This is a genomic window from Alistipes putredinis DSM 17216 (assembly GCF_000154465.1).
Taxonomy (GTDB): domain Bacteria; phylum Bacteroidota; class Bacteroidia; order Bacteroidales; family Rikenellaceae; genus Alistipes; species Alistipes putredinis.
In genome coordinates this window covers 988611-1002347 of record NZ_DS499577.1, presented here as the reverse complement: position 1 = coordinate 1002347, position 13737 = coordinate 988611, and the positions used below count along the sequence as shown (strand labels likewise).

Annotated in this window: 16 protein-coding genes; 14 read left to right on the top strand and 2 right to left on the bottom strand. The window is 48.4% G+C overall.

Features of this window, described 5'->3' with window-relative positions; genetic code table 11:
* The first annotated feature begins 171 nt into the window (after positions 1–171).
* The 5 genes from ALIPUT_RS12085 to ALIPUT_RS04875 are packed head-to-tail and all read left to right on the top strand — an operon-like array spanning position 172 to position 3293.
* Positions 172–612 carry a hypothetical protein gene (locus ALIPUT_RS12085; RefSeq protein ID WP_004328632.1) on the top strand — a complete coding sequence of 147 codons (441 nt, stop codon included), beginning with the start codon at positions 172–174 and terminating at the stop codon, positions 610–612.
* Positions 609–992 carry a hypothetical protein gene (locus tag ALIPUT_RS04890; RefSeq protein WP_004328631.1) on the top strand — a complete coding sequence of 128 codons (384 nt, stop codon included), beginning with the start codon at positions 609–611 and terminating at the stop codon, positions 990–992. Before ALIPUT_RS12085 ends, ALIPUT_RS04890 begins: the two co-directional genes overlap by 4 nt.
* Positions 993–998: 6 nt before the next feature.
* Entirely contained in the window at positions 999–2483 is a 1485-nt protein-coding gene (locus ALIPUT_RS04885; protein ID WP_004328630.1) for a KilA-N domain-containing protein, read from the top strand.
* Positions 2480–2920, top strand: a complete 441-nt coding sequence (locus ALIPUT_RS04880) for a hypothetical protein (RefSeq protein ID WP_004328629.1) — start codon at positions 2480–2482, stop codon at positions 2918–2920. The genes ALIPUT_RS04885 and ALIPUT_RS04880 overlap by 4 nt, the downstream gene beginning before the upstream one ends.
* Before the next feature lie 7 nt (positions 2921–2927).
* On the top strand, positions 2928–3293 hold the full coding sequence (locus ALIPUT_RS04875) for a hypothetical protein (RefSeq protein WP_004328628.1): 366 nt from the start codon (positions 2928–2930) through the stop codon (positions 3291–3293).
* A 280-nt stretch (positions 3294–3573) separates the two neighbouring features.
* On the opposite strand, the gene ALIPUT_RS04870 is transcribed toward ALIPUT_RS04875, so the two are convergent.
* Positions 3574–4536, bottom strand: coding sequence for a bromodomain-containing protein (locus ALIPUT_RS04870; RefSeq protein ID WP_004328627.1), 963 nt, complete (start codon positions 4534–4536; stop codon positions 3574–3576).
* Between the two features lie 16 nt (positions 4537–4552).
* Positions 4553–5647: a hypothetical protein gene (locus tag ALIPUT_RS04865; RefSeq protein ID WP_004328626.1), complete on the bottom strand. Its 1095-nt coding sequence runs from the start codon at positions 5645–5647 to the stop codon at positions 4553–4555.
* Between the two features lie 1708 nt (positions 5648–7355).
* Between ALIPUT_RS04865 and ALIPUT_RS04860 the strand changes: the two genes are divergently transcribed.
* From ALIPUT_RS04860 to ALIPUT_RS04820, 9 genes are all read left to right on the top strand, one after another.
* Positions 7356–7982 carry a hypothetical protein gene (locus tag ALIPUT_RS04860; protein ID WP_004328624.1) on the top strand — a complete coding sequence of 209 codons (627 nt, stop codon included), beginning with the start codon at positions 7356–7358 and terminating at the stop codon, positions 7980–7982.
* A 324-nt stretch (positions 7983–8306) separates the two neighbouring features.
* Complete coding sequence (locus ALIPUT_RS04850; protein WP_004328621.1) at positions 8307–8534, top strand: hypothetical protein; 228 nt, start codon at positions 8307–8309, stop codon at positions 8532–8534.
* Positions 8535–8625: 91 nt separating this feature from the next.
* The gene (locus ALIPUT_RS12755) at positions 8626–8763 is read left to right on the top strand and encodes a hypothetical protein (RefSeq protein ID WP_004328620.1); all 138 of its coding nucleotides are present in this window, start codon (positions 8626–8628) and stop codon (positions 8761–8763) included.
* A 109-nt stretch (positions 8764–8872) separates the two neighbouring features.
* Positions 8873–9112 (top strand): hypothetical protein, encoded by a 240-nt coding sequence (locus ALIPUT_RS04845; RefSeq protein WP_004328619.1) that lies wholly within the window; start codon positions 8873–8875, stop codon positions 9110–9112.
* Positions 9113–9388 carry a DUF3846 domain-containing protein gene (locus tag ALIPUT_RS04840; RefSeq protein WP_004328618.1) on the top strand — a complete coding sequence of 92 codons (276 nt, stop codon included), beginning with the start codon at positions 9113–9115 and terminating at the stop codon, positions 9386–9388.
* An 8-nt stretch (positions 9389–9396) separates the two neighbouring features.
* Positions 9397–10662: an RNA-directed DNA polymerase gene (locus tag ALIPUT_RS04835; protein ID WP_040293218.1), complete on the top strand. Its 1266-nt coding sequence runs from the start codon at positions 9397–9399 to the stop codon at positions 10660–10662.
* A gap of 1214 nt (positions 10663–11876) precedes the next feature.
* Positions 11877–12104 carry a hypothetical protein gene (locus ALIPUT_RS04830; protein WP_004328615.1) on the top strand — a complete coding sequence of 76 codons (228 nt, stop codon included), beginning with the start codon at positions 11877–11879 and terminating at the stop codon, positions 12102–12104.
* A 5-nt stretch (positions 12105–12109) separates the two neighbouring features.
* Complete coding sequence (locus tag ALIPUT_RS04825; protein WP_004328614.1) at positions 12110–12580, top strand: hypothetical protein; 471 nt, start codon at positions 12110–12112, stop codon at positions 12578–12580.
* Positions 12581–12582: 2 nt separating this feature from the next.
* Positions 12583–13626: a hypothetical protein gene (locus tag ALIPUT_RS04820; RefSeq protein ID WP_004328613.1), complete on the top strand. Its 1044-nt coding sequence runs from the start codon at positions 12583–12585 to the stop codon at positions 13624–13626.
* Positions 13627–13737 lie beyond the last annotated feature (111 nt).

The following is a 13737-nucleotide window of genomic DNA, read 5'->3' as shown; positions in this document are numbered from 1 at the left end:
ATACAAAATAGGCGGATGAATACTTATAGTTTTTTTGCTTGTTTTTGCGCTGTTTTGTTGTTTGTAAATCGCTATAAATGAATTACTAACAAGAAAATTTATCGGCAAATTTATAGCCAAAATCGAGCCGAAAAGTATATATTTTCCTTCAAAATTCAATATTTTGAGAAAATGAAAGCAATAGAAAATCATCAAGGGTTCAGACTTCGGTTCGGCGAGTTTCCGGATTTGCTGTTTACCGTTACCGACGCCCGAACTTATTTTGACATGACACATTTCCTGCAATCCATGAAACTGGAACCGGAAGAGAAGATTACTGAATTCACCGAAGGGTTCGCCCTTTGGATAGAGCATTTGGGTAAGATGTACGGCATACAGCCGGACGAACGCCTTGCCGTGGATGCCGCGTCGGGACACTTTCTGGCGGAAGAATCCTTTGCCTTGCCGTTCCTCTGCTGTGCCGACCCCGTATTCGGCGTGTACCTGCTGGAAAGCATGTCTCAGATGATGCTGGTCGGCATCGTGTGTTCCGACTCCTACATCCTCATGCAGGCGCAGCAGCGGTTTACCGCAGAAGAACTGAATCCCACCTCAAACCCTCATGAGCAATGAAAATGAAAGGCCCTTTTTTACCCTCGAAGCAGTTGCTGGTCTTCAACGGCGCGTATGTACTCATCGCCGTGGTGCGCTCGCTGCACAGCGCGGCGGATTTTTCAGGCATCAACCTCCAAAGCATATCGTTCTCCTGCACCGGGAAGTATGTAGCCACCGGAGGCTTCTATTTCCGACACGCGCACCCCGATGTGCAAATCGACCTGTCGGACCTCGACAACCTGACATTGCAGGAGTACGACCGCCTATGCGGTGTGGAGCGCCGCTATTTCACGGTGCGTGAGATGGCCCACAAGCGTCAGGCGTATGACCAGCGGCGCAAGGAGTTCCGGAAGTTCTGTAAACAACGTGATTTAGAAGAGAAAAAGAATGAAAAATAATACAAGATGAAAAGCAATGCGATACTATGTGAAGAGTACCCGGTCAGGGTGCTGTTCAACGATGACAAAACCTTGGCATGGGTGAACCTGCATGACCTCTGCAAAGTATTGGGGCGCGAGGAGATGCTGACCGACAAGGCGGCTATCCGCCAGTTGCCCTCCAGTATTCAGATTCCGTTCCGCAAGAAAGGACGCGAGATGTGGGCCATCAGCCCTTACGACGTCTATAAGCTGATCCGGCCTATGCGGCGCGAAAACTCCATCGCGGCAAAGAAGTGCGCCGCAGTGGAGACGTGGCTGAACGAACTGCTCGAAGACGCGGCCATACAGTCTGCCAGAGCGACGCAACCCGCGCAGCAGGAAGATGTGGTGTTCAGTTATCAAGACCATCCGATTTCTTTCCGTGCCGCGAACAACAAGATGATGATAAACGCCACACAGATGGCCCGCAGCTTCGGCGTGTTGCCGGCAGAGATACTGCGCAAGGCGGATTTTGTCCGCTATCGCCAGCATCTGGTTGAGAAGGGCATCTCGGAAAGTCTCGACAGTCAGATTTTCACCACGCGCGGCCGTAACAACGGAGCCACGTGGATTGATGAAGAGCTGGCGATGGAGTTCGCCCGCCAGTTGTCGCCGGAGTTCTCGCAATGGTGCAACACGAAAATCAACGAACTGATGACACGGGGGTATGCCACGCTGGAATCACGGTCCGAAAGCGGTATGGGCACTACCGAAAACCTTCCCGTGCCGCAAAGCCTCGACGAGGCTCAGCAGTTGATTGTCGCCCAACGCCACGAAATACACCTGCAACAGGAACGAATCGACGCCGATTCCTACAAGGTGGAGTTTTACGATAACCTGATAGAGGGACGGGATTTCTACTCGACGACATGGCTTGCGCAGGAACTGAACACGACGCCCCGGCAGTTGCACCAGTTCCTCGCGGAGAAAGGCATCTGCAAATTCTCTAAAAATCAGTGGGTGGCGTTCATGCCATACCGGAGCTGGCAAATAGACATGCCGTATTACTGGAACAACCTGCGCACCGGCAAGTGCCATGCCGCCGGGACACGGAAGCGGTGGAGCAAAATCGGCCGTGACCAGATTCTCGAACTATGGAACAGGGAGCCGCCTAAACGCCCTGAACTACCGTCAGGACGCCGCCGGGTGGAAAATCCGTACAGCCACCTGACGGAAGGCGCGGACTATTTTACACCCACGCAACTCGCCCGTGAAATCGGCATCTCTGCCAGCCGCATGAGTAAATTTCTGGAAGATAGCGGCATTTGCCGGTTCGTGAAAAAGCAATGGGCCGTCCTGCCGGAATACCGGGAGTGGCAAATCGACGTGCCGTACTATTGGACGAATCCCAAAACGCAAAAACGATGGGCGTTCGGTACCCGGAAACGGTGGACACTGCTCGGACGGGAGAAAATCATCGAATTGTGGAACAACGGCAATGCCGGAAAAGAAACGGAGGTAATAGAATGAGCAAGGAACTGATCGACAAGATTTCAAGAGCCACGGGACGCTATCCCGTGAGTTGCGACTGTCCCCGTTGCCGGAGACAATGCCTGACGCCCTGTCTGGGCACGCCGGAGGACATCTGGCGGCTGATAGAGGCCGGATACGAAGAAAGATTGCGGATTACATTTTGGGCTGTCGGTATGCTGGTCGGAGCCATCCCGTTCCCGATACTGATGGTGCAGGCGCATCAGACGGAGCACGGCTGCATATTCTGGAAAAACGGGCTGTGCGAACTGCATGGCCAAGGGCTCAAACCGACGGAGGGTTGCTTGTCGTATCATGTCCTTACGGAAGAGAACCTCAATTTCGAGAAATCGCTGACGTGGAACGTAGCCAAAGAATGGATCAACACGGAAAACATTTCTTTCATCGCCCGCATTCTGCAACGCATCGTAAAATGAAAGCCGTATGAAACACAAAGGGAAAAGCAACAGTACATTCCGGCATCCGAAACAGGTGCTACTGTTCGGACACACGCGCATACTGGTTGCCATCTTCAAGTCGATGCAGTCGTGCGCCGAAATCACCGGAACATCCGTCAAGACGGTTAGCCGGGCCTGCAAAGGCGAATATGCGCAGGCGGCGGGATTCTATTTCCGGCGGTTACATCCGGACGTGGAGATTGAAATGGCAGACCTCGACACGCTTCCTCTGGAGGAGTACGACCGGCTCTGCGGCGAGGTGCGCCGCTACCTACCCAAGGAGCAGGTAAAGGCTTTCAGGGAGAAGTTCGAGCAAACCTACAGGCATAGAAAAAGACTCGATGGAGGCTGACCGATAACTATTTCCGGTTCTATAAATACAGAAAAGTAAGATGCAGTAATATATTATATATACTATACTACTATCTTACTTTTCTTTTTATCTACTGAAAGAAAAACATAGCGAACCCCTTTAGGGGTGAGCATTAAAGGGTATAAATAAACACTGGAGCGTAGCGGAAGTGCTTTATTTATACCCTCCACCTTGCTTCTTCTTTAGAAGAAGATAGAGAATACCGATACAGAAATCCAAAAGAGTTATTTCTCGGCAACTTAAATCTATCTCTTGAATTTCAAGTAATTGATTCAATATAATCACAAATGGTTTCTATGTCATTTTGCAATTCGTCTGGAGTATCTACATAGCGATTCTCATGTTTTTCTCTAATATCGTAAGATACTGGTACGTCAAAACTTCCAGTTTGATTAAACTCATCCGCCAATAGTTTCCAATGTACCGTTATTTTCTCCGTTGGATAAACAGGTTTTACAAATATTGGTTTAGTCGCAATATTATTACTACCTACCAGCAAGTCTCTGCCTTTCAAAAGTACGTTTTTTTCTTCCTCATCGATGTAGGTTGATGATGGATGGGGAATTTCAACTCCAAACACACTATTCATCTTCTTATTATTGCTTCGGATTTCAGTTACGTCATTTCCGAAGTAAAATGTTATTTCAAAACATTTTAACGAAGGTATTCCGATATTTTCCAAATAAAACTGAATAGGATAGAAACTTTTATTTATCTCGCCTCGAACTATTTGAACAGAAGTGGCTTGAACTACATTGCGGTTAATATTTTGGAAATCTGCAATAGCAATTTGAAATGGCGACATCCCTAATAAAGGGTTGTTTGCCAATGATTTTGGTTGCTCCTTTAATTTGTATGAAATTCTTTTTTCTTCAAATGTAGGAGATAACATCTCTACATTTCCCTCGAAAAAATATCCGACTTCTACCTTATATTGAACTTTTTGTAATAATTCTAACTTTGCTTTTAGTAAATCATTTATCAACCAAATAGCAAAAGGAATATTTATGATAGCTAAAATTATGACTATAATCCAGTTATATTCACCTTGCGTCACCTCAATCCCCCATGAATGTTTTCCGGAAGTAACATTATATGTTATTTTGAGAGCACTGAACCCAACCAAAACTAATGTGTCCAGTGTTATGAAAGCCCTAAATGGTCTTGTTTTCCAATAGATTGAAAACAAAGATTTTATGAAGTCAAGAATTTTATCAATCATTGTTATATAATTCAATTTATCCCTTTAACGGATAACGGGACAGTTGTTCCTTCCGTTTCTCCTGTAACTGTAAGGCAAGTTCTCTTATACTCGCTTCATCCGTGGAATAATTACCGGATCTGGCCCGCTTTATATCTCTCCGTCGTCCCTTATCCGTTGTCCTACAAACCTTCCAGAACTCTTTCAGGTAATAATACACGCTCTCTTCAGAACGGGAAACAGGACCGACACCCAGTTCGTTCAAAAGATACCTCCGGAGTTCCTCCATCGGTTCCCGATACCGGGAATAGTTCCCGTTATTGAAATACTTCGCACCTTTGGTCTTGCCTTGCTCGATAGTCCTGCATACCTCCCAGAACTCGTCCAGGTAGTAGTAGCCTTTTCCTGCCGGAGCCAGATAATTGACCGGCTCGATCCGCTTGTAAAACCCGTTCCAAAGGACACCGGCCTTTTCCAGCTCTTTCGCCAGTTCCTCACGCTGTCCCACGTTGATAGGCTCCAACTGGTAATCTTCTGCCGGGCCGACAACCTCCCGCAGCGAATAACGCACCGGACCGTCTTCCAGTTTCATACAGTACATGACAATCCGTCCCTTGGCATCGATTTCCCGAAACACACCGTAACCGATTTTCTGACCCAATACGCTGATTTGGTACTGGACATTCTCTTTGGGTGTTTCGCGCGGTCTGAGTCTGTTGCGCCACCGGTTCCAGACCAGCCCTTCCCTGTAAAGAGCCCGTTGCAGGCGGAGAACCGTCTCCTTGTCGGCGATTTCCAACGAGGTATAGTCGAAACATCCGGAAGCAACGTCCAGTTCATCACCTCTGATCGAGACGTACAGGCACACGGATTGATTTACGCCCACTGTTTCGACAATCCCTGAAATCCCTTGCCCCACAAGGTTCACGACATCACCGCGTCGGGGCGTATCCGTCTCGAACCATTGTCGGAACTCTTCGTATGTTACAGGCAACCGTTTGTCGGGTGTCGCGTCGATAGAGACGACAAAGCGTCGCTGGGCACAAAACTGCGCTATGGCCAGTTCATGTGTCTCATTCTTCGGTCTGTAACATCGGAAGAAATCATGGATTGCCGACTTGCTTTTACTCATCCGGTATTTGCATCTATAAATTATATACAGGTTTACTTTAGGCAAAGATAAAGATTATCGGGGAAATGCGGGCTTAAATTATCAATTTTCTTTTTAGGGAAACCTAATAAAAGTTTCGACAAAAAATTCGATAATTCATTAGCGCACAAATTTCTATGCAAGACTGTATATGCGACCGTCTGCTTTAATGCCCCATTTTGGAATGTTTTAATAAACAAGATTCTCCGCATAACCGTGTCTGCCATAATATGAAATGACAATCGTCAAGAGGATCCGATAATGCAAAGCCGGCGGGTAAATGGATTCTTGCAAAGTCTGTCTATGACCGGACGGCTTCTCCCGCTACAAATCCTGTTCTGTTTTGAACGAATAATCCCCCGAAACTGTGCCAAACTTTGAACAAAAAAGTCAGAGCCAAAAACGGGACTTGAAAATCAGGCCGTAGGGCGCGTATCGAATCCGCACTGGGGGTAGTACCCACCCCGTTCTTTTCAAAAATTATTAGTGTATTGTTATTCAGTGTCTTAACTCCTTCACTTTGTAGAAAAGTGAAACTAAAAGTCTATAAATAGACCTTTGTTTCTTTCGGATTGAAAGCAAAATTTTTTTTCGCCCTTGTTTTTAGACGGTTATCAACTAACAAATAATTGACTATCAATATATATAGTTTTTCTTTCAGTCCATTTTTGAACGTTGAACCCTATATTTTTTTGAAAAAAAAATTCCACTTTCTTGTAATGTATTGATTTTCAATCGAATAAAAATAGCCATCGCGCGCGGGCGTTCACTCTCATTTTAGAGCCGTTTTTCTCAATCGGACGAAAAAAAATTTTGCGGTTTGAAAAATTTGTTTTAGAGTTGAATTGAACCCGAAAGGGAAACAGCCCCGACAAACAGACGGGGAAAACAGAAACAAAAAATATACAGACTTTCAAAAACGGCACACACGCCGAAAGTCTGTAAATAGTAAAAACAAAAAAAAGTCAGTAAATAAGAAACAGACAGCGAAAACCGCAACAGCGAGAAACAAAGAGCCTTTTTTGTGGGAAACCTGTTTTCGTGGCTCGGACAAACGAAAATTCGCCTGTTCGCTTTGGAGCGATTAAAGAGGGTGTCAAACAACCACACCGCGCAGGACTACAAACCAATGTAGCAAGTCGGAACGGTCAAAATACGTGTATTTTGTCCGCATACGCAAAGCCCGTGATTTTGGGAGGGCGAGAGTCGTATGGAAAAGGGAGGCGATAAAATAATGCCATAAGTCTGCCCTTGCGCAGCCGGAGATAAAAATCGCTATGCGGTAAAAACAATCCGCACGGAGCTTGAGAAAAGGGCATTGCCGAGATTATGCCCACAATCACCAGCCGCCAACCGCCCGAATGTTAGCTGCCCCGTTGGAAAAGACGGGGGACGTGCCAAAGAAGCACCCGTCGGAAATTGGAGTATGTCGGGCTTGCCATGACAGCGGAAAACTGCTTTTGTGTGTGAACAATGCAAATATAGGGCTTTTTTCCGAAATAGCGAGTATAGGGCACGTTTTAGTGAGGTGCAAATTGAGATGAAATCTGCACGCTATCGGGTGAAAGGTAGCGTGCGATTTTTGGGCACGCACAGGTCGTGCCGTTTTGCCATCCGTAGAACGTGTGGTTCGATTCCGCAGTGCCCTCAATATGCACTATTGCATAGAAATTCACAAAAATTTATCATTATGGCAATCAGTAAGTTAAATGCAGAACAGTTTGCAAACATGGCAGTTAATGCCGCAGGTGTGATTTTCGAGTATGCCGGCAAGGACGGCAAGAACACGGCTATGCACTTTTTCGGTGCCGATTACGAAGCGACCGTGAAAACGCAGGACGAAATGTTCCGCGTGCTGCGCAACGTGGTGACTACGTTCTGGGAAGTGAAGACCAAAGAATCGCTGCTCCGCGAATCGAACGACGGTATCCGCTCGAAACTCCGTGCAGGAACTCCGCACCGGCTCATCATCCGCACCTCCGCAGGCGTTACGGTCAAAGTTTTCGACCTCGACGCAAGCGTATGGGCACGAATCGGGTTAATGCCGACCAAAAAGGACTTGGAACGCTCGGCACGTGACCGCAAAAAGTACATCCACAATGCCACCAAAGCACTCATGGAGGCACTGAATTTCCGTGTGGAACTGCCCAAAGACGCCGCACAGCCCGAAGAGGTGCAGACCGAACAGTCTGCCGAACAAGCTACCGCCGAAAGTGCGGCACCCGTAACCGTTGCCGAAACGGTGGCGGAACAACCTGCCCGCAGACGTGGCAGAAAACCGAGAAACGGAGCTGAAACCGTAGCGATTGCAGCGTAACGGCATAACGAACCCGATATAATCAGAGCCGGACAGCGTGCAGAAAATGTGCGCTGTCCTTTTCGTATCCGGTCATGTACAAACTCATCGCTTTCAATGAAGTGGCGGAAAATTTTTCTGCCCACTTTGCGCTCGGCATCTCCCCGTATTTCGACCGCTGCAAAAGCCATGAAACGGGGATGCTGTACTTCATCACGCACAAATTCGTGCGGTATTTATGCCTGAATTGCGGCTATGAACGCACAGAACCTCTGGAAAATTTCGTGTGCCGGAGGTATAGCCCGCAGGCTTGGAAATTCCTAAAAAAACTAATGCAGTAAAAATATGATAGACGTATATAACAATGCCGGAACCGAGAGTTACGGCTGCTTCAAACATCTCAAAGCTGCCAAACCCATGCTGAAACGACTGGGCGAAGCCGGTGTGCAAAGTGTAACAGTTAGCAGTTTTCGCGGGCGCAACCTCGTCCGAGTATATCGTGTGCTCATTGGTGAGGGCTGCCGTATCATCAAAATGCCGCAACTGACGCCGACCCCGACGCCGGCAGCTTAATGTAGTGAGAAATAATCGGTGCAGGCACGGGCGAGAACTCGTGCCTTTTTTGTGCCCGATTGCAAAATGTATAATCGAAATAATCAAAGTCATGAAAAAGATAATCGCCTTTGCCCGCAAACGGCAGGATGCCATTCTGAATACGGTATTCGTCGCAGGCTTGCTCGTGCTCGTCTGGGTCGGAATCCGTGTGTTGACGGCACCGTGCGCCCCTTGTTTCGGGTTCTGAACCCGATGACCGGTATGCGATAATTGAACGTGTACCGACAAAAAAATATGCCCGAATTCCGCCGGAACATTCGGATAGCATCTATTCTTTAACAAATTCCGATTTGCCTATGGAAACGAAAGAACTTACAACACATCAGCGCGGAATCATCCTGCGCGGAATATCCGGCGGTGCTGCATTGAAAGGCAAATCACCGCATATCTCGGAAAACAATACCGTCATAACCTGTGCAGGCAAACTGAACGTCTGGGACATCTGCTGCATCAGTTCCGATGCCGAGGCTTTCGGGCTGAAAGTGCAATGCGGCTATGACGGTCAGACAATAATAACTTTTACACATAAGAAATAAATGGCTGAAATTATTAAAACCGATGGGACGCGCCAACCGGTGCAACCTGCCAATGGAACCGACTTTAAGCTGGAGGAAATGCAGGCAATAGTCGGAGGAGACATCGAACTCGTGTTTCTGAATGACACGGAAATCATGGTCGTGAATGAGGAAGGAAAGGTGCATGGTCTTAAACACAACCCAACGGCTACACGCATTTTCAAAGAGAATCATCCGAGCTTGTCCGACTACATTGTCGGGGATGTACTCGTATGCAAGGAGGAACAAATAAAATGAGTAATAATATGGCAGAAAAGATTCTGCAAATGTTTTTCGACATCGAGCGATGGACGAAAGCAATCGAGAAAGGTGTGGGCAAAGACATCCGGAAAGACCAGCTCATCCGGCTGACCGACGAACATACCCGGCTGGCAATGGCTGAAGCCATGATGCTGGGAAAGTATGAAATCTCTCCGCCCCATACGGCTCAAATCCCCAAAGACAACGGCGAGTTCCGCACAGTGTATGTAAACGAGCCGATGGACCGTGTGATACTCAGTATCGCCAACGACCTCCTGTTTGACTTGATGCCTGAAATGCTCCACGAGACCTGCAAGTCCTACCAGACAGGAATAGGTTGCGGCCGAGTGGTTACCGAGGTCAGTCATCAGATCGTGAACGCTGCAAAGAACGGAGTTTTGGGCTGGAAATCCGACCTCTCCAAATATTTCGACAGCGTACCGATTCAATTCATCGATGAGGCATTCGATAAGGTAGAAGCCAAGTACGGCCATTCCGCTTTAATCGACGTGCTGCGGAAATACTATCATTCCGACCTGTATTTCGACGAGGATAACTGCCTCAAAAGGAAATACCAATCGCTCAAACAAGGGTGTGCCGTCGCAAGCTGGCTGGCAGATGTGCTCCTGTATGACCTCGATGAAGAACTCTCGCAGATGAATGGCTACTATGTACGCTATTCTGACGATATGCTTTTCATCGGCGCCGACTACGAAAAGGCGATGAAATTGCTCCGGAAGCGACTGTCTGAGAAATCCATGCAGCTCAATCCGAAAAAGGTGGAATATTTGACCGCTGACCACTGGTTCAAATTCCTCGGGTTCAGCATTAAGGGCAAAATGATTTCTCTCTCGTCCAGCCGTATCAAAACCTTCCAAAAGGAAATCGAACGACGAACGATTCGCAACCGGAATACGACGCTGACAAAGGCAGTCAATTCCGTGAACCGCTATTTGTACAAGGGCAACGGCGAGTTCAGTTGGGCGACACAGATTCTTCCCGTATGTAACGTGCGGAAAGACCTTGACGAACTGAATATGTTTGCCATGGATTGTTTGCGGGCAGTCGCAACCGGTAAACGCAAAGTCGGAGGTCTGGGATATGTCAGAAACAAGTCTGACGGATGTATTGTCCGGGGGCGTGGGCGTAATGTGAAAGCGAACCGTTCCAAAACCGGAGGCAACATCCCCGGCTATCTGACGATTGGTTGCATGAGGAATGCCCTGCTGACAAGTCGGGCTGTGTACAACACGCTGGTAGCATCATTATAGGATATACCGAACACACGGTAAATGGATGAAGAGGCAAAATTCAATGTTACAGGATGGCAGACCAGAACGCATAGATCTTCGCCGGTCTAACAACCGGCGAGGATCGGTGAGTTCTGGTTCCTCCTGTAATATATCGAAGTCGTAAAGAAATGTGTCGCCTGCCTGACATCCGATGAACTGAAACACATCAGCAGAAGTTCGAGGAATGGATTTGAGATTCCCGCGTGTAACCCAGCTCTATCGAGAGTCTTGAAGGTGATCGGACCATCACCTTCAGACTCCTCAAGAGCTGGGCTCTCGCGGGCAACATCATGCAAGTAAAGAAATGTGTCTGTCATTATGAGAACTTCCCCTTTAGCACGAAAGCGCGGTGATTCAAGGAATATGATTCAACATGCCGAGTTTCGATACAGCCCGTCCGGCGCCGTCGTATCCCTAACGTCATACGACGGCGACCATCCGGCTTCCGAAACTGGCGTACATCAAAACAATAAAGCAATGTGCCGATATTCAGAGAATCATGAGAAGCTGAGTACACAGCTACAAAAGTCGAGATCGGAATTTCAGTTGTGCAGCTCTTGAACTTGCGGCCAGAGCTTCCCTCCATCCGAGTGGATGGAGGAGAATCCCAGGCCAGCAGAACAGAGCAGCGAACATCAGGAAAATAAAGGAATGTACCGTCCGAATGAGATTTTTTCAGCACGGAAAACTGCGGTTCAGGGGACAAGAATCAGCGTGCCGCAAGCAATGAAGTCCCGGCAATGACGTCGTTATTCACTATCAGGAACACGACGTCGCTGCCCGGACTTCAAATCGCGGCGCACATCGACCTATTAGAGCAACGTGCCGCAATCCTAAGAACGGCAAAACTTAGCACAAAGTGAAAAGGTCAAGGTCAGGAGTTTAATGGTGCAGCTAATAACATCAAGGACCGTAGTCCAAGGCATCTGATTAGATGCCTGTGGACAAGGTCCGTAGCTGAATAGCTGCTCATATCGAACTGATAAAGCAATGTGCCGGCCTGATTGAGACTTACGGGCAACGCAGCTCGATTTTGCACGAGGAATCGAATTTAACATACAGTATTCTACCTGGATCCTGACCAGGCGATTACCTGGTTCTGGATCCAGGACCTACTGTATTTATCAGAGCTATAAAGCCATGCGTCAGCGATTCGAGTGCATTTAATGACAAACAATTTAACCAGATAAAAAATGAACGTAAAAGACATTGAAATCGGAAACTGGTATCATATATCGGGAGATATAGATAACGGAACCAAGGACGGGCGGCCATATACCTCCCACGATGAAGTTACACGGAGAATCAAGCGGGTAACGGACACCCACATCATTTGCGAGTGCGACAGGAAATTCCTGATTAACGACAACCTGAAGCTGAGCATTCCCGCCTTCAGGAGAACGGACATAACCAATTCGTAGAAGCTATGGACAATATCTATCAGGAAACAGTCAGTGCCGTAGAAAACGGGGCGCGTTTCAAGGTTGATTTCCAAATGCGGAGCCTCAAAGTGGACGGCAAGTACGTCATCCGGAACAGCTCATATGAAGGCGTTCTCGGAGTGCCGCATTGCAGTGAAGAGGAGTTCTTCTCGAAAGTGGAAGAGCTGTACCGTCGTTACAAGCACTCGATTCCGTCGGAACGCAGCGAGAGTACATCGCGCCGCTATTTCATGGCATTACCGGAAAGAGAATTGAGTGATGACGACATGCTCTATGGAGAGCGGCGCGACAAATCACAAATCGAGCTGGAACTATTCATCCTCAGCCAACTGCTCGGCGGCTTCAAATGGAATCCCGAGAAGTTCGGCCGGTGGTTCTGGCAGAGCAAAGAAGACAAGGACCTGGTAATACTCAGACAATGGGTAGAGCCGAATAATAATCAATCAACTATTTAATCATGAAGAAAAAACAAGAGACGAATGTTACGTGCCCGACATGCGGGACGGAACTTGCCATCGCAGGCAAAAAAGTTACCATCGCAGAAAACCCTGCGGCATCAATCAAACAGGCACAACTGCCCAAGACGGCGCACGAACGCATCGAGGCACTCCGCAGTGTCGGCGTGGACGTGAGCTGTCTGTTTGCCATGCAGGGAGCCAACGGCGGTGATTATGTCGCCTCGAACAAGAACGGCAAACTGTCGATTCTGGACGACAACGACCCGATTTTCGATTACATCCTCGAAAAGGGAACCGTACCCAACCGCCGTCTGTTCCGCCGCTGGGTTATGGCTCAGATGTTCCACATGCTCTCCTACAAGGACTACGGCGCTTGGAATCCGGTCGGCGTGACGGAGATGATCCACCGTCTGGGCTATGAGTACCAGTGGAAGATGCTGCTCGACGAACTGCGTGCCCAACAGAAGATGGAGCGAAACGACCCCGAGAACTTCGCGGACAGGAACCGCTGGTTCAACGTCAAGGTCGCTACGGCTATGGCGGAAGATTACATCGAACAACTGAAAGCGCATGTCGAGGGCCTGCCTGTCAAGAGATGCAAGGGCATTCCTTACAAGCGTTTCGGCAGCCACAACATCTTCGTGCAGGACCTGAACTCCAAACTCTACAGCCCGCTGCGGCTTGCGGCCTACCATATCGAAGCGGCTAAAAATGCCACCCAGCTTTACAATGCCGTGACGAAGTTCAACGACAAGCGGTTCAAGATGAAGCACGCCACGCCCCAAAGCAAGGCGTGGGTGGATGCCTACAAAGGTGCCGGCGCGTTCTACACCATGCAAAACCTCATCCGCTTTCACAACTGTACGGCCATCGACGACAGCGGGCGACGGCTGGACAAATACCAGTCGCTCGCATTCCTCTCGGCCAAGGCCGAAGAGTATAAGAACGGCAATGGTTGGCGCCTGCTTGCCGTATTGAAAAAGATGCTCGACGACAACGGCATCGACATCAAAAAGAAGATGGCCCAGTGGCGTAGGAAGTAAGCCGTCATCGCCTGGCAGGCTTGATGTGATGGACCGAAAACTTTCAGTTCGTCTTCCTTGACAGGATCCTGAGGCGCTGGCTACACGCCGTGCTTCAGGATCCTTCCGGAC

Coding starts and splice junctions, on each gene's coding strand:
- ALIPUT_RS04850 (WP_004328621.1), top strand. CDS start 8,307: ATGATAGACGTATATAACAATGCCGGAACCGAGAGTTACGGCTGCTTC.
- ALIPUT_RS04840 (WP_004328618.1), top strand. CDS start 9,113: ATGGCTGAAATTATTAAAACCGATGGGACGCGCCAACCGGTGCAACCT.
- ALIPUT_RS04825 (WP_004328614.1), top strand. CDS start 12,110: ATGGACAATATCTATCAGGAAACAGTCAGTGCCGTAGAAAACGGGGCG.
- ALIPUT_RS04830 (WP_004328615.1), top strand. CDS start 11,877: ATGAACGTAAAAGACATTGAAATCGGAAACTGGTATCATATATCGGGA.
- ALIPUT_RS12755 (WP_004328620.1), top strand. CDS start 8,626: ATGAAAAAGATAATCGCCTTTGCCCGCAAACGGCAGGATGCCATTCTG.
- ALIPUT_RS04835 (WP_040293218.1), top strand. CDS start 9,397: ATGGCAGAAAAGATTCTGCAAATGTTTTTCGACATCGAGCGATGGACG.
- ALIPUT_RS04865 (WP_004328626.1), bottom strand. CDS start 5,647: ATGAGTAAAAGCAAGTCGGCAATCCATGATTTCTTCCGATGTTACAGA.
- ALIPUT_RS04870 (WP_004328627.1), bottom strand. CDS start 4,536: ATGATTGATAAAATTCTTGACTTCATAAAATCTTTGTTTTCAATCTAT.
- ALIPUT_RS04875 (WP_004328628.1), top strand. CDS start 2,928: ATGAAACACAAAGGGAAAAGCAACAGTACATTCCGGCATCCGAAACAG.
- ALIPUT_RS04890 (WP_004328631.1), top strand. CDS start 609: ATGAAAATGAAAGGCCCTTTTTTACCCTCGAAGCAGTTGCTGGTCTTC.
- ALIPUT_RS04820 (WP_004328613.1), top strand. CDS start 12,583: ATGAAGAAAAAACAAGAGACGAATGTTACGTGCCCGACATGCGGGACG.
- ALIPUT_RS04860 (WP_004328624.1), top strand. CDS start 7,356: ATGGCAATCAGTAAGTTAAATGCAGAACAGTTTGCAAACATGGCAGTT.
- ALIPUT_RS04885 (WP_004328630.1), top strand. CDS start 999: ATGAAAAGCAATGCGATACTATGTGAAGAGTACCCGGTCAGGGTGCTG.
- ALIPUT_RS04880 (WP_004328629.1), top strand. CDS start 2,480: ATGAGCAAGGAACTGATCGACAAGATTTCAAGAGCCACGGGACGCTAT.
- ALIPUT_RS12085 (WP_004328632.1), top strand. CDS start 172: ATGAAAGCAATAGAAAATCATCAAGGGTTCAGACTTCGGTTCGGCGAG.
- ALIPUT_RS04845 (WP_004328619.1), top strand. CDS start 8,873: ATGGAAACGAAAGAACTTACAACACATCAGCGCGGAATCATCCTGCGC.